This window comes from Enterococcus sp. AZ119 (assembly GCF_050546175.1).
GTDB classification, from domain to species: domain Bacteria; phylum Bacillota; class Bacilli; order Lactobacillales; family Enterococcaceae; genus Enterococcus; species Enterococcus faecalis.
The window spans coordinates 1,559,613-1,581,546 of record NZ_CP172951.1 but is presented as its reverse complement, the minus strand read 5'-3'; the positions used below and the strand labels follow the sequence as shown (position 1 = coordinate 1,581,546).

Annotated in this window: 15 protein-coding genes; 12 read left to right on the top strand and 3 right to left on the bottom strand. The window is 36.5% G+C overall.

What is annotated here, in order from left to right:
- Positions 1–36 precede the first annotated feature (36 nt).
- A complete protein-coding gene (gene larA / locus IGL37_RS07760; protein WP_002361999.1) occupies positions 37–1,311 on the bottom strand; it encodes a nickel-dependent lactate racemase in 1,275 nt (424 codons plus the stop codon).
- 159 nt (positions 1,312–1,470) lie between these two features.
- On the opposite strand from larA, the gene IGL37_RS07755 reads away from it, so the two are divergent.
- The 5 genes from IGL37_RS07755 (at position 1,471) to larE (ending at position 5,574) form a co-directional block, all read left to right on the top strand.
- Positions 1,471–2,127 (top strand): Crp/Fnr family transcriptional regulator, encoded by a 657-nt coding sequence (locus IGL37_RS07755; RefSeq protein ID WP_002361998.1) that lies wholly within the window; start codon positions 1,471–1,473, stop codon positions 2,125–2,127.
- Positions 2,128–2,145: 18 nt separating this feature from the next.
- Entirely contained in the window at positions 2,146–3,132 is a 987-nt protein-coding gene (cbiM, locus tag IGL37_RS07750; protein ID WP_002361997.1) for a cobalt transporter CbiM, read from the top strand.
- Positions 3,132–3,917: an energy-coupling factor transporter transmembrane component T family protein gene (locus IGL37_RS07745; protein ID WP_010819448.1), complete on the top strand. Its 786-nt coding sequence runs from the start codon at positions 3,132–3,134 to the stop codon at positions 3,915–3,917. Before cbiM ends, IGL37_RS07745 begins: the two co-directional genes overlap by 1 nt.
- A gap of 1 nt (position 3,918) precedes the next feature.
- Positions 3,919–4,632, top strand: coding sequence for an ABC transporter ATP-binding protein (locus tag IGL37_RS07740; protein WP_002357209.1), 714 nt, complete (start codon positions 3,919–3,921; stop codon positions 4,630–4,632).
- Positions 4,633–4,737: 105 nt separating this feature from the next.
- Positions 4,738–5,574 carry an ATP-dependent sacrificial sulfur transferase LarE gene (larE, locus tag IGL37_RS07735; protein ID WP_002374609.1) on the top strand — a complete coding sequence of 279 codons (837 nt, stop codon included), beginning with the start codon at positions 4,738–4,740 and terminating at the stop codon, positions 5,572–5,574.
- A gap of 184 nt (positions 5,575–5,758) precedes the next feature.
- Here larE and IGL37_RS07730 read toward each other — a convergent pair whose 3' ends face one another.
- On the bottom strand, positions 5,759–7,681 hold the full coding sequence (locus IGL37_RS07730) for an FUSC family protein (protein ID WP_033917907.1): 1,923 nt from the start codon (positions 7,679–7,681) through the stop codon (positions 5,759–5,761).
- 108 nt (positions 7,682–7,789) lie between these two features.
- Positions 7,790–9,247 carry a helix-turn-helix domain-containing protein gene (locus IGL37_RS07725; protein ID WP_010773991.1) on the bottom strand — a complete coding sequence of 486 codons (1,458 nt, stop codon included), beginning with the start codon at positions 9,245–9,247 and terminating at the stop codon, positions 7,790–7,792.
- A 227-nt stretch (positions 9,248–9,474) separates the two neighbouring features.
- Between IGL37_RS07725 and IGL37_RS07720 the strand changes: the two genes are divergently transcribed.
- From IGL37_RS07720 to IGL37_RS07690, 7 genes are all read left to right on the top strand, one after another.
- A complete protein-coding gene (locus IGL37_RS07720) occupies positions 9,475–12,135 on the top strand; it encodes a bacterial Ig-like domain-containing protein (RefSeq protein WP_033917908.1) in 2,661 nt (886 codons plus the stop codon).
- Positions 12,111–12,470 carry a hypothetical protein gene (locus IGL37_RS07715; RefSeq protein WP_002361990.1) on the top strand — a complete coding sequence of 120 codons (360 nt, stop codon included), beginning with the start codon at positions 12,111–12,113 and terminating at the stop codon, positions 12,468–12,470. Before IGL37_RS07720 ends, IGL37_RS07715 begins: the two co-directional genes overlap by 25 nt.
- Entirely contained in the window at positions 12,463–13,014 is a 552-nt protein-coding gene (locus IGL37_RS07710; RefSeq protein ID WP_002357217.1) for a hypothetical protein, read from the top strand. The genes IGL37_RS07715 and IGL37_RS07710 overlap by 8 nt, the downstream gene beginning before the upstream one ends.
- Positions 13,015–13,112: 98 nt before the next feature.
- Positions 13,113–14,093 (top strand): DUF916 and DUF3324 domain-containing protein, encoded by a 981-nt coding sequence (locus IGL37_RS07705; RefSeq protein WP_002415521.1) that lies wholly within the window; start codon positions 13,113–13,115, stop codon positions 14,091–14,093.
- Between the two features lie 208 nt (positions 14,094–14,301).
- A complete protein-coding gene (adhP, locus tag IGL37_RS07700) occupies positions 14,302–15,318 on the top strand; it encodes an alcohol dehydrogenase AdhP (RefSeq protein ID WP_010707468.1) in 1,017 nt (338 codons plus the stop codon).
- 47 nt (positions 15,319–15,365) lie between these two features.
- The gene (locus tag IGL37_RS07695) at positions 15,366–15,761 is read left to right on the top strand and encodes a hypothetical protein (RefSeq protein ID WP_002410573.1); all 396 of its coding nucleotides are present in this window, start codon (positions 15,366–15,368) and stop codon (positions 15,759–15,761) included.
- A gap of 503 nt (positions 15,762–16,264) precedes the next feature.
- Entirely contained in the window at positions 16,265–21,892 is a 5,628-nt protein-coding gene (locus tag IGL37_RS07690; protein ID WP_033917909.1) for a TIM-barrel domain-containing protein, read from the top strand.
- The last annotated feature ends 42 nt before the right edge of the window (positions 21,893–21,934 follow it).

Below are 21,934 nucleotides of genomic sequence, written 5' to 3'. Positions count from 1 at the left end.
ATACAACGCTCCTTATTCCTGATTTCTCAAGGATCATTATTCTACAATGACAGACAAGCCATCTCGAATCACAGTCACTTTTGCATTTAGACCTTCTCTTTCAAATGCTCGCTCTAACGCTTCATCAAACGTTTTTGCTATTTCCATATGCATCGAAGTGATAAGCTCAGGATCAACAAGATCTGAAACAAAAATTATATGATGATGAACTAAAATTCGCGCTAAAATTTGCGAAGTCCATTGATCTGGCACGGTTTCTAATCGTGGTGTATGGATGGCTGCTTCTAAAAATTCGTTTGGATTTTTAACATTGGCAATATTTTCATAAAAACCTTCACCACCGTGACCATCACGACATCCAGCGACCATAATAATGACACCGCCGTCTTTATTGGTTGCTTCTGCAGCGGTCATCCCTTTAACTGCTTGATAAATGTTTTGATCAAGTGGAAATCCGCCATTCGTTGAAACCGCAATATCGCAAGGTATTTTTTTGACACGGGCAATTTCTTTTACAAAGTTACAACCAACTTTATGCGCTTCAACCATATCGCCTGCAAAGGAACCAATAATTTTTTTGTCACCATCTAAAACGACATTAACAATAAAAGCTAGATTCGCTTTAGCGGCAGCGTAGACCATGTCATTATGAATCGGATTATCCGTTAAATTTCCTGTCCGTGAGTTGGAGGAATCAATAAATTCTCCAGAATGGTTAGCCATGATGGTTTTATAAGAAGCAATTCCAGGTAAAACAGATTTACGTCCACCAGAAAATCCTGCAAAAAAGTGTGATTCAATAAACCCTTCGGCCAGCAGTAAATCTGCTTCTGCTGCAATGCGATTAATGATACAATCGCCCCCTGAAGGTAGTTGACCGATTTTGACCATTGAGGAATCATCAGTAGAGATATGCATAACGATTTCTTCATTCTCTACAATCGCTTTACCATATTTGCTAATCAGTTCTTCTCGTGTAGAAGGGCGATGAAAGCCTGTAGCAACTAAAATCCGGATTCTAGCTGTTTTGTTCACTGAACGAATTCTACGCAAAATAATTGGGGTGATAATATGTGAAGGAACGGGACGTGTGTGATCGGAACTAATGAGGACAATGTCTTTTTTACCCTTAGCTAATTCTTCTAATGGAAGGCTTCCAATAGGATTGTCCAGCGATTTTTCGACTGTTTCTTTCTCAGTATATGGATTTGAAAAATGTTCAGCTTTTGATTCGAGAAGCCCAATAAAATTTTTATCGGGAATTCTTGCAGTAATCATTTTCTTGTCATAAGGTAGGTTAATTTCTACCATAGCAATCATCTCCTAAGTAATATTTTACGAGACTAAGTATAATGAAATTTAGGAATCACACAGTCCTTATTGTGGGTAACATTTGCTAACAAAAGGTTGGTGAGAGTGTTTATAATAGTTAACGAATCAAACAGAAACTTAGTCAAAGGAGTGACAATTATGGAGTCAGATTATCTTACAGCTTTCTTAGATAGAAAGAAGACACCGATTATCAAAAAAAAACGCCATACTTATCTCGCTTATCATGGATTGGAGGAAGCGTACACCTATGTATTAAAGAAAGGGGTCGTTAAGACGAGTATTATTTTAAAGGATGGACGAGAATTTAATCTGTCGTATATTGTGTCTCCTGACATTATTTCATTGTTACGTGATGAAGTATCAAATTATACATCTGCTCCTTTTAATATCCGCATTGAGTCGGAAGAGGCTAGCTTTTATCGGATACCAAGGACTGTATTTTGGGAATATGTTAGAGAAGATGCTGTTCTTCAAGATTATGTACGGGATTACTACCGTGCAAAATTATCGGAGAGTATTAGTTCCTTACAGAATATGACAATGAATGGTAAGAAAGGGGCTGTTTGTACTTTTATTTACCAATTAATTGATTTGTTTGGTGTACAGACAGAGGAAGGAATATTAATTGATTTTCAAGTAACTAATGAGGATATTGCGGGGTTTTGCGGGATTTCAACGAGAAATAGCGTAAACCGAATTATCCATGATTTAAAAGAGGAAAAAGTCATCGATATCAAAAAACAAAAAATTGTGATTTACGATCAAAGTTATTTAGCTGATTATATTGATCGATAAGATAGGAGTCTGACGAACATGCATATTCCAGAAAATTATTTAAGCCCACAAACTTGCGCAGTGATGGGCGCGATTATGGTACCTGTCTGGTACCGCGCTGTAAAAAAAGTTGACGTTCAAATTAAATTAAAAAAAGATACAGGGACCATGTTAGGGATTTCCTCCTCCTTGTCATTTTTAATAATGATGTTTAATTTGCCAGTACCTGGTGGAACAACTGCGCACGCTGTTGGGGCTGTTCTCATCGCATTATTGATGGGACCTTGGGCCGCGACGCTGTCTGTTTCGGTGGCTTTACTATTACAGGCTTGTTTATTTGGTGATGGTGGTATATTAGCTTTTGGTGCAAACGCCTTTTCTATGGCGTTTGTGATGCCATTCGTGGGATATGGAGTTTATAAGCTAGTTACGCGTGTAAAAAAATTTGAAACAATGGGTCTTTTCTTAGCTGGGTATCTTGGTGTAAATGTTGCGGCATTTTCTACTTCTGTATTATTAGGTATCCAACCCTTATTATTCCATGAAGCGAATGGTACGCCACTTTATAACCCATATGGTCTTTCTATAACTATACCAGCAATGATGAGTGTCCATCTGTTAGTAATAGGAATTGTTGAAGGTCTCTTCACCGTGTGTGTCTATAATTTTGTAAAAAGTGTGTCAAAAGATGCAATTTTTATCGAAGAAAAGAAGAAAAGGACTCCGTTGTTGCGATTAAAGAGACTGTTATTGGTTATGGTAATTTTATGTCCATTAGGTTTGATTGATCATGCCACTGCTTGGGGTGAATGGGATTTATCTGAATTAGTCAAGAATTTAAAACAGAATCATTTGCCTGCGGTACAACCAAAAGGTATGGTGAATGGTTTTTCATTTCATGCACTTTTCAGTGATTACTTTATTCCAGGACTGCCATTAGCACTTGGGTATATTTTAAGTGGCGTAACAGCCATAATCGTTTTTTTACTCATTTTTCGTTTATTTAATGGAAGAAGGCAAAGTTGATGCCTGAATGGATGAAAGAATCTTCCACGTCCTTTGAACCTAATAAAAAAGAAACCTTTATGCTTAAAAATCGAAAAGGAATCCTTTTTTTATTAAATAAATTTCAGGTGAGTGGGAAACGCAATAAGACTATTCTCAGTGATATACACCCAGCAATTCAACTGATCAGTACTTTTTTACTAATTGTTTTAATCAGCACTACACAAAAAGTTCTTGTTTTGTGGCTCTTAGGCATCTACCTAGGCATGTTACTTTTAGTTGAAAAACCAACTATTCTACGAAACATTGTCAAAAAAGCTAGTATCCTCATTTTGATGCCGCTGATTATCTATTTACCGATCTTTTTTTTAGGTCAATTTAGTTTATTATTTATTGTTCATTTGTTTTTTTTAGCCATAGCGATTAGTCAATATATGGAAACAACCAACATGAATCAATTTATAGCAGCATTAAAAATCTTTCATTTTCCGAATATAATACTTTTACAATTAGATATTACGATTAAATATATCTTTTTCTTTGGAAATCTCTTAATCCAACTGCTTGCCGCTGTAGAAGCTAGAGCAGTTGGTGGAAATATCCAGTTGAGTACGGGTAGTAATTTAATCAGTCTTATCTCTTTAAAATCTTTTACGTATGGGAAAAAGTTGGACATGGTGATGGAAGCAAGAGGATATACTGGTCAATATTATCGAGTAAAGCAACCATTAAAAACGAAAGATTTTTTGGTTAGTATTGCCTATCTTTTATTTTTCGGGGGGTTGCTTTATTTAGGGAGGAACTAATATGTATCGAGTAAATCATTTGGTTTATCGCTATCAAACGAAGCCTGTTTTTTCGCCTTGTAATTTGGAAATAGCCAGAGGAGAATATCTGGTTTTGATGGGAGATAACGGCAGTGGCAAATCCACTTTTTTAAATTTGCTCGCAGGTTTTTTAAAACCTTCCGAGGGAACGATTTATTTTATGGAACAATCATTAACGGCCTGGAAAAAAGACCCTATTCATAAAAAGAAGTATTATGCTCATTTGGGTATATTATTTCAAGAGACGGACACACAATTATTTAATGCAACAGTTTATGACGAATTGGCATTTGGCCCTAGACAGCTCCAACTATCCGAGCATGAAACAGCAAAAAGAATTAATGATTGTTTGAATTTATTAAAAATTACCCATTTAAGCAATCAAGTGCCTTATCAATTATCGGGAGGAGAAAAGAAAAAAGTGGCTTTTGCTAGTCTGTTAGTAATGAATCCAGACGTGTATTTATTAGATGAGCCGTTTGCTGGGTTGACAAAAGAATCGGAAAAATTATTTAAAAAGATAATAAAAAATCTGCATCAACTTGGTAAAACAATTATCCTTTCCACCCATGACTATTTGAGTATTTACGAGGAAGCTGATTCCATTTTATTGTTTGATTCGGCTGTCACAAGGTACTCAAAGGAAGAGATAGAAGCCAATGCTAACTTGTTACAACATTTAAAACGGTATTAAGTGTACAAATATTGACAATAATTGATACTATGAATCGTGATTTTTTCTAATGTGGAGATGTCTATAATTAATTATGTAAAAGAAAATCAATAGGAGATGGTTTAAATGTCTGTCATGAAAACGAAAGAACAAAATTTAGTTCGCGAATTACAAAAAATGGATAAGTTGGCTGTTGCATATTCAGGTGGAATTGATAGCTCTTACTTGCTAAAAAAAGCTTTGGACACTTTAGGTGCTGAAAATGTACTTGCGGTTGTTGTAAATTCAGAATTATTTTCTGATGATGAGTTTGATAAAGCGGTCGATTTAGCTAATGGATTGGGAGCAAATGTGTTAGGCCTTGAAATGAGCGAATTAGCGGATGATAGAATTGTTGCAAATAACCCTAATAGCTGGTTCTACAGTAAAAAATTATTATATAAAACTATTCGTTCGGCTATTCAGAAAGAGGGATTTGATGTTCTGGCCGATGGGATGATTATGGATGATAATACTGACTTTCGTCCTGGATTAAGAGCAAGAGATCAAGAAGGGGTCATCAGTCCGCTACAACAAGCTAAATTATATAAAATTGAAATACGTCAACTTGCTAAAGACGCAGGTATTTCCAATTGGAGTAAAGTTGCCTCATGTAGCATTGCTTCAAGAATTCCTTATGGCATTAAGTTAACACGCTCAGCTATTGATCAAGTATTTGCTAGTGAAAAATATTTACGGGAAATAGGTTTTCCAATTGTCCGTGTCAGAGCACATCATGATTTAGCACGGATTGAAATTCCAGAAGACAAACTTTCTCTGTTATTAGAAAACAGAGAAAAAATTGCAGATTATCTTAAAAAACAAGGATTTAATTATGTAACTTTTGACTTAGAAGGATTTAAATCTGGTCGAATGAATGATATCCTCACAGAAACTGAAAAAAAAGTTTTTTGTGAATGTTAGACAGATAAGTTTATAAAATTGAGTCGGTGTAACGGAGTCAGGACAGGGGTATTCCGTTACAAAAACCAAGTTTTCTGCTCGATTAGGTCGGTTGTTTTCATTGATTACTCTGCCAGTAGTTTATTAACTTTTAAGCCTAGGAAAAATTCCCTTTGGATTTTTCCTAGGCTTTTTGTCTATTTAATCATTTGATATTTGCTAAAAAGAAATTAGCTGTAGAATTTTTTAAGATTACCAGTGATTGTTCAATTTGAGGAAAATAAATGGATTGTTTGGACTGGTTGATTAGTCGATTATTTTTGGGATTCGTGAGTGAAAGTATTTGCTGTGAATAGTTAAATAACTCAATGTTTAGTGTGTCCGGCCTAACTGGCGTTAATTTTTTTAAGTAGTGTTGTGTTTTCATAAGTTCTAAAAGAAGCTCTTCCATAGCAGTTTGCATTTCCAACAGTTGATCATTTAGTTGTTTTTGTTGCATTAAGCTTTCAGCAGAGGCATCGTTACTATAAATAGGAGATTCAAGAACAATTTCTTGAATAGAATAGTTTACTCTACGTTGTACTCGATAAGCTAGTACCCAAGCATCACTTGGTAACGTGGTCTCTTCATTGATTAACGCTAGCAAAATAGAGCTGATCGTTTTTGACCAACTATTGATATTTTTACGTAATACTTGACTATGCCATGTTGGGAAAATAAAAAACATGACAAAAGCAATCAGCGCACCAATAATTACATCAAAAACTCTTGTATAGCCTGCAGAACTACCACCTAATGTGAAAGTTAACCAAGTGGTCACACTTAGCATTAGAAATGCTTGACTTAATTTACGGACGGTTTCATACAATATAACTAGCAAACAAGACAATAGCATTGGCCATAAAGGATTTAGGTTTGTTAAGTTAGCAATTAATTGAGACAAAAAGATGCCTAAACAACCACCTAAAATAGAACCAATAGTTCTTGAAGTGATTTTACCGAGTGTACCATGATACCCTGGCATAACCATCAAACAACCAGAAATAACTACCCAGAATTCGTGATTAGCTAAAGGCAAAGGGTACATGTAATTAAGTATAAGCGAACAAAAATGACAAACTAAACCTGTTAAAGCTAAACGAATTGCGAATCTAGCAGAGCTGCCTTTGTAAGAATGAAGGATCTCTTTGGCTTCTGCAAGTCCTTCTTTTGTGGGTAAGAAAGATTTAAATGAGATTTTTTTAGAGGATTGTTTGTTTTGTATCAAAAGGATTGCTGATTTTATTTCGGTGTTTGCTGAAGCAAATTCTTGAAGAGGCAGGGTTAATTGTTCTCCTTTTAAAAAGAGTTGAATTGCTTTTAAAGCAGGAAGATTTTCAGCTGCATTGGTTGAATCTAACGAACCTGCAATTGCATCTGCTTGTGAAACCAAGGGATAAATCCATGGTGTTTTTTGATGATTGACCCAGGGCATTGTTTCAACAGATTCGCGTACTTTTATTCTGAAATGGACATAGCTTGCAGGTTTTCCTTGTGCTAATAAATATAATTGTTCATATAAATCGGCTACTAATTTTCGTGCTTCATTATTTTTCGGCTTAGAATAAAGACAATAGAACAAACAAAGGATGGACATACCTAAAATTATTGCACCCAGACCTTCAAAAGTTTGACCAATAGACAAATTGCCTTTTAATTGCGCACCAGCTAGTAAAGAAATGGTCCCAAAGAGACATCGAATATACAGACCAATACTAAAGTTTCTTACAATCCCTGAAAAATACAAACCAAGGACGAATAATAAAATAATGAATATACTTGACGACTGTAAAAGTATCCCCAGACTGGCACCAAGAAAAATCATTAAAATACCATCTATGGCACTTCTTTGTGGAGAGCTATGTCGTGGTAAGACACAAATTACAGTGCCCAAAAAGCTACCAACATTTACTAAAACAAAAGCGAAAGGAAAGACTATTGTTAGAACAGCACCAACAGCATTTGCAATAATGATACTAAGAACAAGGGCAAACCAGTTCTGTCTTGTATCAAAAGTTAGTATAGGGCGACTATACGCCCAAGACGATTCTAAGAAAACCTCAAAAAATTTTTTGATAGATAATTTCACAAAACATTCCTTCTTTAAAAATTTATTAGAAGCTAAAAAATTATTCCTCTGCTAGTATACACCTCTAAATTTTTTTTTCAAATTTGCTCTTTTTAAGAAAACTCACAATTATAAGCCAACATTAAGTTTAGCCATATATTTTTGTTGAATAAATTCTGTAAGCTCATGCCAACTTTCTTCATTTTCAATGGAATCTAAGTAGAAAATATCTTGATTAGAAGTAGCTTTTTCGAAAGAATCTGTGATGATGATATCCGCATTTGTGAAGTCTTCGGTAATAGAGATTGCGTTTGTATTATATAAGGAGGATAACCGTGTTTTAATAAAATAACTTGCATAAAAATCTTTGATAATTTGTAAATAGATTCTCACTTGTACTTTTTTTTCGGACACAGACAATGTGTAAAGCAGTTGACTGAGTAACTCTAAATGCGTTTCTTGGTGAACTAATTTTGCCACCGTTCGTTTTATTCGATTAAAGTATGCCACATCTGACGGAGTACAAATTTCTGGCTGCGGTAAATAAAGTGTTAAAAAAGTATAATAATTGCCCTCCGTTAAAAAGTACCAAGCATTAAAAATAGAAAGATAGTAAACGTATTGATAATCATGCTGATTTGTCAGTAAGTAGGCTACTTGCTTAAACAATTTTTTTGATAAGACACAATAAGGATGGTTAGATTCTATAAATAATTTTTCTATTTGTTTCGTTTGCTTTTCCGAAAAGATATAAGGGATAAAAATGCGAGATAAAAAATTAAAGTATAAAATTTCAGTTTTTCTTGTTTCGCATTGAATGTCAGCGAAGGAGTGTTCAAGAAAAAATAAAGTCACATGACTGTATTGATTGATCAGAATAAAAAAAGAATGCAGGTTTTTAGACTGCGGCATCTTTAAGAAGTTTTGTGCACTTGTTCTAGTTTTAAATATCGCATATAAAATATAAAACGCTCTTTTCTTCATTCGGACATTTTTATAGGATCGTTCAAGAAGTTCATCGGGTAGACTTTTTTTTATTTCTTCAAGACTTATTTTAGAAAAAGGCCAAGCCAATTCTTGAAAGGAATCTTGTAGGAAAATGAAAGAAAACACTCGAATCGATAATTCATTGCCAGTTAATTGATAAATACCCTTAATACTAACGATTACTATATCAAAAATTTTAAAAAAGTTATTCAGTTGTTTCGTGATTTTCACCAGATAATGTTCAGAAATATATAAAACTTTAATTAATTCGTTTTTATCAATGGAAGAATGTGTGACCAATTGTACGCAATAATTAAATTGTACATTGTTTTTTAAAAGATTAAGTTTTAACGTGTAGGCGTATTCGACCGCGCTTTTTCGGTACGCTGGATTTACACAAACAATGCCATTATTGTTAGAGACAATAAAATGTTGGATTTGATAAGTATCCTCGAATTCTTGATTTATTTTTATCAGATTTTCCTTGACCGTTCTTTTTGAAATTTTTAAATTGGAAGAAATTTCATTTAATGACGTATGAGCTCGCTTCACTATATAAAATAAAATTTCTAGCTCATTCGTTAGGTAGGATGGAAACATGTTATGGACCTCCAAAAGTAAAATTTAGGTTCATTGTAGTCTACTTTCTTTAAATTTTTGTATTGATATGTTAACACAAGCGCAATAAGAAGCGGCCATCACAATTAATGTACAGCCTTATACATTAATTGTGTGTGGCAAAGCAATTTCAATGTTGATAAGCTAGCAGTAGTTAGAATAATTATTATTTAGTTTCTAATTCCAAAAAAGGTCAAGGTGAGTAAGCAATGAAAAAAATCAACGAACAATTAAAAATGAAAATGCCAACCTACAAAAGAAAAAAAAGCATTGCTTATTTCTTTTACTCTTGTCTACTATTGGTATCGATTTCTTGTTTTTTGAGCGTGCATTTTCAAGAATGCGAGGCAGCTTCGCTCTATCAAGCGGGAGGGATAGCCATTGATTTGAGAACTGATTTACCTTATGGAATGGAGATAAGCCATGACGGTGGTAGTGGTCCTGATGGATCATTTGGAGGAAAATTACACGTAAAATTATACGGAACAGTGGACACTTCTCATACAGAAGCATTGAAGTTTCTTTCTTTTGGTACTGTAGGAATGCAATATGGACTGATGTTTCATTTGCCAGAAAATATAAGTGCAGATAATTTTAAAGCGGCTTATGACAAGGCTTTTGCGGATAATCCAGAAAATTTTTATTCAATTAGTGGACAAAAAAACACACAAATACCAATTGTTAACACAAAAGGAATGCGGACGTTTAACGGTTCTTCAGAAGATGGTTCACCGGGATGGGGTGATCCTGATCAAGATTATAGCGGAATTGATACTGAGCATCAGGTGATGTTTTGTGAACGGGGGGACACTATTAATTTTTCTTTTACTAAACTTTATGAAATTTGGCGACATGAACCTGACAAATCGGCCATAAAATTTGAACTTCATTTTGATTTAGATGTAGCTACTTTAATGAAGGATGGCGATTCAAAGGATTATTCCCTCAATAAAAATTTAACGAAACATCGCTTACCAGTATCAAATGTTTTGTCGGATGGCACTGAAAGTGATCAATTTTCGTTGTCGGCAGATTTTTTTGGTCGAACTTACGAATCAGATACAACGAATACGGTTAATCATAATTGGCTATTGTTTAGTTCGGATATGTGGTTACGTGCGACAAGTTTAGCGGCAGCAGCAAAGCAAGATCCAAATAATTTGAATCATCAAATTATCACTGGAATCACCGGGAAAGTGGCTACTTGGTCTTCTTATATCTCGCCATGGGACAGCGGTGATAAGGACAATCCATTATCCAATTACAATACCCAAGATGCCTCTAAATATCCTGAAATACCTGAAAGCGAAACGATGTTACCAGGGGATTTTTTATCACCAAAGTTTACGATGAACCAAAGACAAGACAATCCGCTTAATTGGACAGATGGGTATGTTGCTCAACGGTTTGCGCGCGTAGTTAATTTTCATACTCACACAGTTGATCATAAGGCCAATGTTAATGTCTCTTCACAACAACAAAACGGGTTAACAACCTATTTATTTAGTGGCAAAGATGGTTGTGGGCTGCCGTTAGTCAATCCGCCAGGAACGGATTCTTCAGAGCCCACAGATAAAACATATATGCGCGTCACAACAGATCCATACCAAGTGCCAAGTTTAGAAAAGGCAGCTTTTGTTAAAGGTCAAACAACATTTCACCCGCAACAAAAGATACCAGTAGAACTAACCGTTAAGGCTCCGACAACTAGAAAAGTTCAGATTGAAGAAAAAATTTCAGGTGCTGTCCAAACTGATTTTCATAAAATTGGGGAGCAAGATTTAAAAAATTTACCAGTCACAGATGATTGCGTTAGTTTTAACTGTTTAGCAGATGCTTTACCAACTTCAGGAGATTACACATTAACATTTAGAATTCTTGATGTTGATGATACATCTAAAAGCTACTCAAATGAGAAAAGTTTAGCTGTGCACATTGATCAAGCGCAAATTAAAGTTAAATCTCAAGATACGATTTATCAATATACTCAATGGCAACCAGAAAGTGAAGTGACTAGCTTACAAACACCAGATGGTAAAAAAGGTGATTTTCGAGACGTAAGTGTCACCATATATAAACTGGACGGAGAGCAAAAGGTCCCAGTAGATGCGGTGGATACAAAAGTGGTTGGTAAATATGAAATTGATTATAACTACCTAGGATTAGAGGCGCAGACTGCACTAGAAGTCATTCCCTCTTCAGCTCATATTGGTGCACATAACGGCAGCTTTTCTGTGGGGACGCCCTTCGATCCAAAACGTCTTTTTGATAGTGCAACAGATAATGATGGACAGTCCATTCCTTATAGTAAGATAACGATTCGCTATACGCCTAAGCAGGTAAACGATGAAGTAGCAGGCATCTATAGAATTACTTATGATATCTCTAAAATAGTAGGTTTTAGTAAAAGTGTTACTGTTGATTGGACCTACTATTACTCTAATCGTCTAGACTTTTATCACTTATCTGAACAACTAATGCCTTTTGAGAACGTAAAATTTAATGGCCAAGATCAAACACAGACATTAAAAAGTTGTGAGATGAACATTGAAGATACGGGGGATCCTAATCGGACAACTGGCTGGCAGCTTGAAGTAGCCTATAATTTAAATGATCAGAAAACACAAGCGTGGAAAGACGCAGGGCTTGATCTCACGCTAAATCCAAAGTCAGTCGATTATGTAACAACTGAGCAAAATATCATGGTTAACGATGAGCAACAATTAGTAGCTGGCGTAAGTAACCAATCTATCAAAAATAAAAAAGTTTTGACGAAATTACAATTATTGCCCACATTAACTATTTCAAAAGTCACACCTGCTGATAAATATGAAGCTCAGTTAATTTGGAACTTAGAAGCAACACCGTAAGGGAAGAGGGAATAACTGTGAAATGGTTTATCTATGATTTATTGTTTGTTGCCTTTATTCTCGGTTTGCCAATTCAAGCACAAGCTGAAGACAAGACAACTGACGCACAAGCTGGCACAAAAGTCATGGTAATAGTGAAAGAGAGTGAGGATATTGTTCCGCATCCCAATGAGCTTATACCGCAGACTAACGATATGCCAACTTCACGAGGACAACCTAATTTTTTACCAAAAACAAACGAGATTACGTCTCAAGAGACGATTTTAGGAATCGTGGTACTCGGAAGTACATTAATCGTTGGACTTTATAAAGAAAAGAGGAAAAATAATGAATAAAAAAATAATTGGTTTAACTGTCACTTTAGGAACGGGGATTTTTTTAATTGGACAACAAACTGTGAATGCGGCTGATAATACCAATACCACAGCGAATGTGTCGGTTTTAGGTGGCGGATTAACCATTACACCATTAGCACAAATTAACTTTGGGACGGTGACAAAAGACGGCCAAGATCATACGCAACCAGATCAAAGCAAGTCGCAACTTATCATTAATGATAATCGTGGGACAACGAATACAGGTTGGTATCTGACAGCGAATTTAGAAGATAAAGGAAAAGGTGTCACTGGCTTAGACGGAATGACACTTCATTTAGACACTAAAAAACCTGACGGATCTTCTGAAAAAGGTACCTTTACGGGCGTTGATTTAACCACAGATGCTTCAACCATTATTTCGCTAGATAAAAGTGATATCCGTTTATCAGACACTGTCACGACAGCCGATTTAAATGCAACGTTAAATATACCTAAAAGTATTGCTGCAAATACCTACTCTGGGACCATCGTCTGGAATGCCATCGATGGAGCACCCGCCTAAGAATTTAACATAAAACGATGTAAGAAAACGAGGCAGATAAATTGAAAAGAATTTTAAAGATACTTTTTATATTGACTATTCTCTGTTTAGGTGGAGCGATGCGTGCCTGGGCAGAGCCGTCTAATACCAATAGTTCAGCAACAATTGACAATGCGAATGCGTATACAGTCACACCCGTTTTCGGAGCAACTCAAAATAACAAAACCAGTAATTTTTTTGATATGACATTAACTCCGAAACAAAAAGATACATTCAAATTAACGATAACCAATACTACGCCGAACCCTCAAAAATTTAAAGTTCAGGTAAATACAGCAACAACAAATAGTAATGGGATAGTTGACTATACAAAAAGTAGCTTTGAAAAAGATCCATCGATGAGTTTGGTACTTAGTGATTTGATTAGTCCCAATAGGAAGGACATTAGTGTTCCTGGTAAACAATCACAAACGATTGATTTTCAAATAACGATGCCAGAAAAGTTATTCTCAGGAATTTTATTAGGTGGAGTGACGATTCGACCTGTAGAGATAGCTGGGGACCAAAGCAAGGGTGGGATTCAAAATGTTTATATGCATACGATTGCTATTCGGGTGAATGAAACAGCAGAGACCATACCTGCAAAATTGGAAAGTGGTTCTGTTAAAATTGGGCAAATTAACCGCCACAATACTGTTTCGATGGAAATTAAAAATCCACAGCGGAAGTTATTGTCAAAAGTCGAAGGAGATTTTTTTGTTAAAGAAAAAGGAACAAACAAAACGATCATTCACGAAAAGAAAAATAATCTGAGTTTTGCACCAAACACAAGGTTTGACCTGCCTATTTTACTGAAAGATTCGTTTAAACCTGGACACTATACCTATACCATTAAGTTGAAAAACCATGAGGGGAACTGGACGTTCTCAAAAGATTTCACGATAAACAAGAAGCAAGCTGATCAGTATAATAAGCGTTCTGTTGATCATAAAGCCAAAAACCTTCACTGGCTTAAGTACCTCATGGCCTTTTTAATTCTAGTTATTTTAGGTACCGTCTGCTATATCTTAGGAAAAAAGAAGGGGAAAATGAGGTTGTAAAACCTGCCTTTAAAATAGTTGACAATTATGCAGAAAAAATCATGCTAGTATGAATTATCTATGACATAAGGGAAGAATAGCTGTCTAGCAAGGATAAATTGTCAAATTAGTGTTAATTTACGCAAGTCATTGGTGTTCCTTATTTTGGAAAGTAGTATTATACTATTATTGTTCAATGATTCACAATAGAAACAAGGAGGAAAGAACCATGTATAAAGCAATTGTCGCAGCAAAAGGAAAAACAACAAAAATTGTTGAAAAAGAATCGCGTCCATTGAAAGATAATGAAGCGCGGTTGAAAATGGAAGTCTGTGGTGTCTGTCATACGGATTTACACGTTAAGAATGCAGATTTTGGCGATGTTAGCGGTTGTACCTTAGGTCACGAAGGAATTGGGATTGTGACGGAGGTTGGAAAAGACGTTACTAGTTTAAAAATTGGTGATCGTGCATCTGTTGCATGGTTTTATGAAGGCTGCGGGCATTGCGAATATTGTACTTCTGGTCGAGAAACGCTTTGTCGTTCAGTAAAAAATGCTGGATATACAGTTGATGGTGCCATGGCCGAAGAATGCATCGTCACAGACGGTTATGCGGTGAAAGTGCCAGAAAATTTAGCATCAGAGCCAGCTTCCTCTATTACTTGTGCAGGGGTAACAACTTACAAAGCGATAAAAGAATCTGGGATTCGTCCAGGTCAATGGCTAATGATTTCAGGATTAGGTGGGCTAGGTAATCTAGCTTTACAATATGCCAAGCATGTCTTTAATGCCAAAGTAGTAGCTGTTGATGTGAATGATGATCAGTTAGCTTTTGCGAAAGAAATGGGTGCTGATCTTTTAATTAATCCAGTTAAAGATCCTGATTTTGCTGCACAACTTCAAAAAGAAATTGGCGGTGTCCATGCAGCAGTAGTTACTGCGGTAGCTAAATCAGCATTTAATGGCGCAGTCGATGCAGTCCGTGCGGGAGGAACGGTTGTCGCCGTTGGATTGCCTGTTGAGACAATGGATTTATCTATTCCACGTCTTGTTCTTGATGGCATTCACGTAGTCGGATCGTTAGTTGGAACCCGTCAAGATTTAAGCGAAGCTTTCCAATTCGGTGCAGAAGGAAAAGTTGTTCCTGTTTGTCAAACACGCCAACCAGAAGAAATTAATGCTATTTTTGAAGAAATGGAACAAGGAAAAATTCGCGGGCGAATGGTCATTGATTTTCGCAGTTAATTTAGTTTTTTAGTGATTCGTTGATTTAATCTGAAAACCATGAAAGGATGGATAGAATGTTTGCGAATCTTACTCTCCGTGAGAGACGACTGCTTAAACAAGCACAAGTGGGAGCCACAATTAGCTTTATTCTTTTGTTTGTACCAATTCTGACAATCAGTCTTTTGCATACTAGTGACTTATTAGCAAAATGGCTAGGTATAGTTGGGGTAATTATGGTTTTACCATTGTTGTATTTTGCGTGGCAGATTTTAAAGATAGCCTATAAAGATCAAAAAGATAATCCAACGCCTCCTTTGTGGGTTCCGAAAGTTTATGGGATTGGGCTTTCGATCAATCCCTATCACCGGTTTGGAAAGTTAATTTTTATATTGCTAGCGGTACTGATAGTTGGCATCATCATTAGTTTGCTTTTCACACCAGCAAGTCAAATCAATCACTAAAAAACGAGTAATCAACACCCTCTTGCCGAGCAGGAGGGTGTTGATTATTTTTAAATAGACTAAATTTGAGTAACAGGTATTAGATTTTTGAAAAAGTCTTTCTTTTTCTGATGTAGATATTTTCGCAATAAAATCATCATTATAAGTGAATTAACAGGTTTATCAAGGGTTAATACTTGTTAATGGTGGCTACTATAATTAACCGTTGACAAACACAAAAAAACCATCATACGATAATTATGTTATTAAAAAAGTGAAAAATTGGTAGTCAACAAATGAAAACGCATTCATCGGGAAATTGTGATTCTGTACTAAAATTTTTATATAAGATGAAAATAGATTGTTTTCATTTAATAATTTATTGAAAGGATGTGTTTATGGAGGGGTTACTGAAACTGACTTTCTAACAGTCTCAGTAAACTAAGAAAATCGTTATGACTTTTCATCTGGATAAAACTTTGTTGGGTTTTGGATTTTGTGAGTAATTGTGTCGGAACTATTCTATGGGGAGCAATTTTAAGGAGGAAAAAATGAACAAAGAGTATCAGGGTAAAAAAATTTACGGTAAAAAGCACTGGTTGACATTTTTATTAGTGAGTTCGTCTGTATTGGCGTTCCATTCGTTTGTTACGATGGATTCTCAAGTGGTTGATGCGCAAGAGCAAACAGCAAAAGAAGACGTAGCTGATTCAGCAACGTCAGTCGGAGCAATTGTGTCGATTGAAAAAGCGGAGAAAAACTTTGTCATTACGTATGCTTCTGGAAAAAAAGCACAAATTAGTATTTTAAACGACCATCTTTTTCGCTATCATCTAGATCCAACTGGTAAATTTGAAGAATATCCAACGCCAAATGATCCAAAGCATGTTGCGAAAATTACGGCTAAAACAATGGCCGACTATGGTACACAAGCCTTTGAGCAAACGAACGTCACAGATTCAGGAAACCAATTTATTCTAGAAAATAATGGTTTAAAAATTATGTTCGGAAAAGAAAGCGCTTTAATGAAGGTTCTAGACAAGAAAAAGAATCAAGTTATTTTAGAAGAAACCGCTCCGCTATCCTTTAAAAATGATAAAGCTACACAAACGTTAAAACAAAGTAGTCAAGAAAATTATTTTGGCGGAGGAACTCAAAATGGTCGATTTACGCATAAAGGAACAGCTATCCAGATTGTCAATACGAACAATTGGGTAGATGGCGGAGTAGCATCGCCTAACCCATTTTATTGGTCAACTGCAGGGTATGGCGTTGTTCGAAATACATGGAAACCTGGCAACTATGATTTTGGCAGTCATGATCCACAAACAACCACAACAACGCACGAAGGAACAGATTTTGATGCTTTTTATTTCTTTAATGATTCCTCAGCAGGTATTTTAAAAGATTACTATGAATTAACCGGGAAACCAGCTTTGATGCCAGAATACGGGTTCTATGAAGCGCATTTAAACGCGTATAATCGGGACTATTGGGTGAAAGTAGCAGAAGGAACCGCGGGAGCAGTTAAGTTTGAAGATGGTAATTTTTACAAAGAATACCAACCAGGCGATCTAGGAAACTTAAATGGCACGCTAGAATCTTTAAATGGAGAAAAAGAGAATTATCAATTTTCTGCACGCGCAGTTATTGATCGATATAAGAAAAACGATATGCCGTTAGGGTGGTTCTTGCCAAATGACGGCTACGGTGCTGGCTATGGCCAAACAGATTCATTGGACGGCGATGTACAAAACTTAAAAGAATTTACAGAGTATGCTCAAGCCAATGGTGTTGAAGTGGGGCTGTGGACTCAATCTAATCTCCATCCAGCGGATCCTAAAAATCCTAAAAAAGGAGAACGGGATATTGCGAAAGAAGTTAGTGTCGCTGGTGTTAAAGCTCTCAAAACTGACGTGGCGTGGGTCGGGTATGGGTATTCCTTTGGCTTAAATGGTGTAGAAGATGCCGCGAATGTTTTTGTAAAAGAAACAGACGGCGCAGTTCGTCCGATGATTGTTTCATTAGATGGTTGGGCCGGAACCCAACGGCACGCTGGTATTTGGACAGGCGATCAAACGGGTGGTCAATGGGAATATATTCGCTTCCATATCCCAACATATATCGGGACTTCGTTGTCTGGACAACCAAATGTCGGTTCAGATATGGATGGAATTTTTGGTGGAAAAAATAAAGAGGTCAACATACGTGATTTCCAATGGAAAACTTTTACACCAGTGCAGCTAAATATGGACGGCTGGGGCTCCAATCCAAAAACGCCATTTGCTTTTGATCAAGAAGCCACAGATTTGAACCGAGCGTATCTAAAATTAAAATCAATGATGATGCCTTATAACTACAGTATTGCCAAGGAATCAGTTGATGGACTACCAATGGTACGGGCCATGGCTTTAGAATTTCCTAATGAAGGAACAGCATATACAAAAGATTCTCAATACCAATATATGTGGGGACCCAATTTACTCGTTGCCCCAATTTATAATGGCAATCAAGATGAGGCAGGAAATTCAATCCGTGATGGAATCTACTTACCAGATGAAAAACAAGTCTGGGTTGACTTATTTACAGGCGAAAAATATCAAGGTGGCCGTGTCTTAAATGGAGTAAAAACACCGCTGTGGAAGGTGCCCGTTTTCGTCAAAGATGGCAGTATTATCCCAATGACGAATCCAAACAACAATCCAAAGGAAATCCAACGAGATCAACGATCTTTCTTGATTTATCCAAATGGCACCACTTCTTTTAATATGTATGAAGATGACGGAATTTCAACTAGTTATGAAGCTGGGCAATCAGCTACGACTAAAATAAATAGTCAAGGCCCTAAATCAAACGAAAAAGGGGATCTGACCGTTACTATCGAACCGACAAAAGGAAGTTATAAAGACTTTGTTGATGAACGAAGCACCACGCTTGATTTGCTAGCTTCAGAAGCGCCCGAAAGCGTAACAGCAATGGTGGGGGGGACAGAAGTAACCTTGAAACAAGCAGCTAATAAAGAAGAATTTTTAGCTGGCACAAATCTATATTATTTTGATAAAGAATTCCAAGTGAATCAGTATCTTTCTGAAGCTTCAGGAGAAAAACTGAACCAATCAGCGTTATCAGTAAAACTAGCGAAACAATCTGTGACCGCCAAAGATGTTCAAATAACTGTCAAAGGTTTCATTAATAAAGGAACGGTTGACGGAGGAAATACAACGGTCGATGACCAGTTAACTATTCCGGCAAATGTCGCAATCAATGAAGAAAAAACAACGCCATCTTCTTTGACTCTTCAATGGGATCAAGTAACTGAGGCAACAAGTTATGAAGTAGAGCGTGACGGGACTGTTTTCGGAAATATTCAAACGAATACAGCAACATTTGATGGATTTTCCTTCCTAAGCGAACATACTTTTCGAGTTCGAGCTGTTGGAAAAAACGGGGTCTCTGAATGGAGTGAACCGATTAAAGGAAAAACACAAGATGATCCCTATAAAGAAACAATTAATCAAGTCAAAGCAACAAGTAATTTACCAGAACAACCAGGCGCAGAATTGAAGAAATTAACAGATAAAGATTTAAGTACAGGTTGGCATACGAACTGGTCAACCGGCATCGCTAATCCAAGTGATGGAAATTTCTTGACTTTAAAATTTGATCTTGGTGCGGAGTATCAAATGGATAAAATTGAATACTTGCCAAGAGACAATGCCGGCAACGGAAATATTTTGCAGCTCCAGTATCGGACGTCGAAAGATGGAGCTAATTGGACAGAGTTTTCAGAACCTATTAACTGGAAGCAAGATGCTTTGACAAAAACCATTGAAACGAAGGACCAAGCGTATCGTTTTGTTGAAATGAAGGTATTAAAATCGGTGGGTAATTTTGGCTCTGGTCGTGAGATGCTCTTTTACAAACAACCAGGATCAGAAGGAATCTTACATGGAGACATTACTAACGATGGAACGATTGATGAAAATGATGCAATGAGTTATCGAAACTATACAGGCTTAGAATCGGTGGACAGTGACTTTAATGGCTATGTTGAAAAAGGTGATTTAAATAAAAATGGGGTAATTGATGCTTATGATATCAGTTATGTTTTACGACAATTAGATGGTGGGATTGAGATACCTGATGTCGAAGAAATTGCGGGCGGTTTATCCCTTGCTGTGGTTAATGAAAATGGCAAGGATACCTATCTTCCTGGCGATACATTAACCTTTACACTTAAAGGTCAAGACTTAAAAAACATTAATGCGTTAAGCACAAAAATGTCCTTTGATTCTAGCAAATTTGAACTTGTCGGTCAGCCTGCAACCACGAATAATACAAAACAAATGGAAAATTATTCTAAATATCGGAAACATTCAAATGATGTGGAGAATCTATATTTAGTTCTTAGTAATCAAGGAAATAAACAATTGTTAAATGGTTCAATGGACTTAGTTACCTTTAAAGTTAAAGTAAAAGAAACAACTCGCGTAAAACGTGCGACAACTGTTGAGCAGCCATTACAATTTGATATGAGTCAAGGCTTATTAGTAGGCCAAGGATTCCAACAAGCCACACTTTCAGATTTTTCTGTAACAGTGAAGCCCACAGAGCTAGTAGATAAAGAGTTATTACAAGCGCTAATTACGCTAAATCAAGCACGTGTCGAAAAAGAATATACGCCTGAAACTTGGGCAATTTTTAAACCAGTCTTAGATGAGGCAGTAGCTGTTCTAGCCAATGAACAAGCCACACAGACAGACGTTTCTGCTGCTGTGGAAAACCTAGAAAAGGCTGCAAGTCAGTTGGAAAAAATGCCTGATGTAGCGAATAAAGCTGATTTAGAAAAAGCAATTCAAGAGGGGCTGGCGAAGAAACCAAGTGATGGGCAAGAATTCACCGAAGAAACTAAAAAAGTTCTCGAAGACTCATTAGCAGCAGCTCAAAAAGTATTTGCTCAAGAAAAAGTTACCCAAGAAGAAATAGACCAAGCGACTAAAACATTGCGTGAAGCAATTGCACAATTAAAAGAACAACCCGTCGCCGTTGATAAGGAAACCTTAAAAGAGCAAATCGCTCAAGCCCGAGGAAGAAAGCCGGAAGAAGGATACCAATTTACAAAAGAAACAGAAAAACAATTGCAAGAAGCAATTCAAGCGGCTGAAGCAATCGTAGCGAAAGAAACGGCGACAAAAGAAGAAGTCTCAGCGGCTCTAAACGCATTGGAAACTGCAATGGCTCAATTAAAAGAAGTACCCCTTGTAAATAAAGACCAATTACAAGAAGTTGTCAAACGAGCGCAGCAAGTCACTCCAAGTGAAGGGCACCAATTTACTGCCTCCTCGTTACAAGATTTACAAAAAGCGCTTTTAGCAGCTAAAAACACATTGGAAAACCCAGCAGCTAATCAAAAAATGATTGATGAAGCGGTTGCTGAATTAACTAGTGCCATCGATGGGTTACAAGAAGAAGCGTTAGTTACAGATAAAAAAGCCTTAGAGGCAATGATAGCCAAAGCAAAAGCAATCAAACCATCTGCCGGAAAAGAATTTACCAGCGAGTCTAAAGCGCGCTTAACTGAAGCAATTGACCAAGCGGAAGGGATTTTAGCTGATAAAAATGCTCGGCAAGAACAAATTGATACTGCTGAAAAAAATGTAAAAACTGCTTTGGATAGTTTAGAGGAACAAGTCCTTCAAGCGGATAAAACAAAGTTGAGAGAACTGCTTCAAAAAGCAGAAACCTTGAAACCTAAAGCAGGAAAACAATTTACAAAAGCATCGCAAGAAGCTTTAGCTGAAGCAATTAAACAAGCAAAAGCACTTGTTGAGGACCCAAATGCGACGCAAGAAGCTGTGGACAAATGTTTAAGTATTTTAGCACAAGCCATTGAAGCAATGGCAGAAGAGCCAATCAGTAGCAACTCTACAGGCAACAATGGAAATCATAGCACGGTTAGCGGGACTGGTGGTGTAACCAGCCCAGGAAAGGGCACAGCAACAGGTGGAACGACAACGAAAACCACCACTTCTGGTACTTTGCCAAAAGCAAATGAAGTTGTTTCGCCAATCTGGTCAATCAGTGGTTTTCTATTGATAGTAAGTATTGGTTTAGGAAAATTATTCTTCAAAAATAAAAAAGAGCAAAATTAGCGTATCATTAACTTACAAGGCGCATTTGTACAAAAACAGTGT

Bases quoted from the DNA above. Each gene is read 5' to 3' on its own strand.
- larA (WP_002361999.1), bottom strand. From the start codon at position 1,311: ATGGTAGAAATTAACCTACCTTATGACAAGAAAATGATTACTGCAAGA.
- IGL37_RS07755 (WP_002361998.1), top strand. From the start codon at position 1,471: ATGGAGTCAGATTATCTTACAGCTTTCTTAGATAGAAAGAAGACACCG.
- cbiM (WP_002361997.1), top strand. From the start codon at position 2,146: ATGCATATTCCAGAAAATTATTTAAGCCCACAAACTTGCGCAGTGATG.
- IGL37_RS07745 (WP_010819448.1), top strand. From the start codon at position 3,132: ATGCCTGAATGGATGAAAGAATCTTCCACGTCCTTTGAACCTAATAAA.
- IGL37_RS07740 (WP_002357209.1), top strand. From the start codon at position 3,919: ATGTATCGAGTAAATCATTTGGTTTATCGCTATCAAACGAAGCCTGTT.
- larE (WP_002374609.1), top strand. From the start codon at position 4,738: ATGTCTGTCATGAAAACGAAAGAACAAAATTTAGTTCGCGAATTACAA.
- IGL37_RS07725 (WP_010773991.1), bottom strand. From the start codon at position 9,247: ATGTTTCCATCCTACCTAACGAATGAGCTAGAAATTTTATTTTATATA.
- IGL37_RS07720 (WP_033917908.1), top strand. From the start codon at position 9,475: ATGAAAAAAATCAACGAACAATTAAAAATGAAAATGCCAACCTACAAA.
- IGL37_RS07710 (WP_002357217.1), top strand. From the start codon at position 12,463: ATGAATAAAAAAATAATTGGTTTAACTGTCACTTTAGGAACGGGGATT.
- IGL37_RS07705 (WP_002415521.1), top strand. From the start codon at position 13,113: ATGCGTGCCTGGGCAGAGCCGTCTAATACCAATAGTTCAGCAACAATT.
- adhP (WP_010707468.1), top strand. From the start codon at position 14,302: ATGTATAAAGCAATTGTCGCAGCAAAAGGAAAAACAACAAAAATTGTT.
- IGL37_RS07695 (WP_002410573.1), top strand. From the start codon at position 15,366: ATGGATAGAATGTTTGCGAATCTTACTCTCCGTGAGAGACGACTGCTT.
- IGL37_RS07690 (WP_033917909.1), top strand. From the start codon at position 16,265: ATGGGGAGCAATTTTAAGGAGGAAAAAATGAACAAAGAGTATCAGGGT.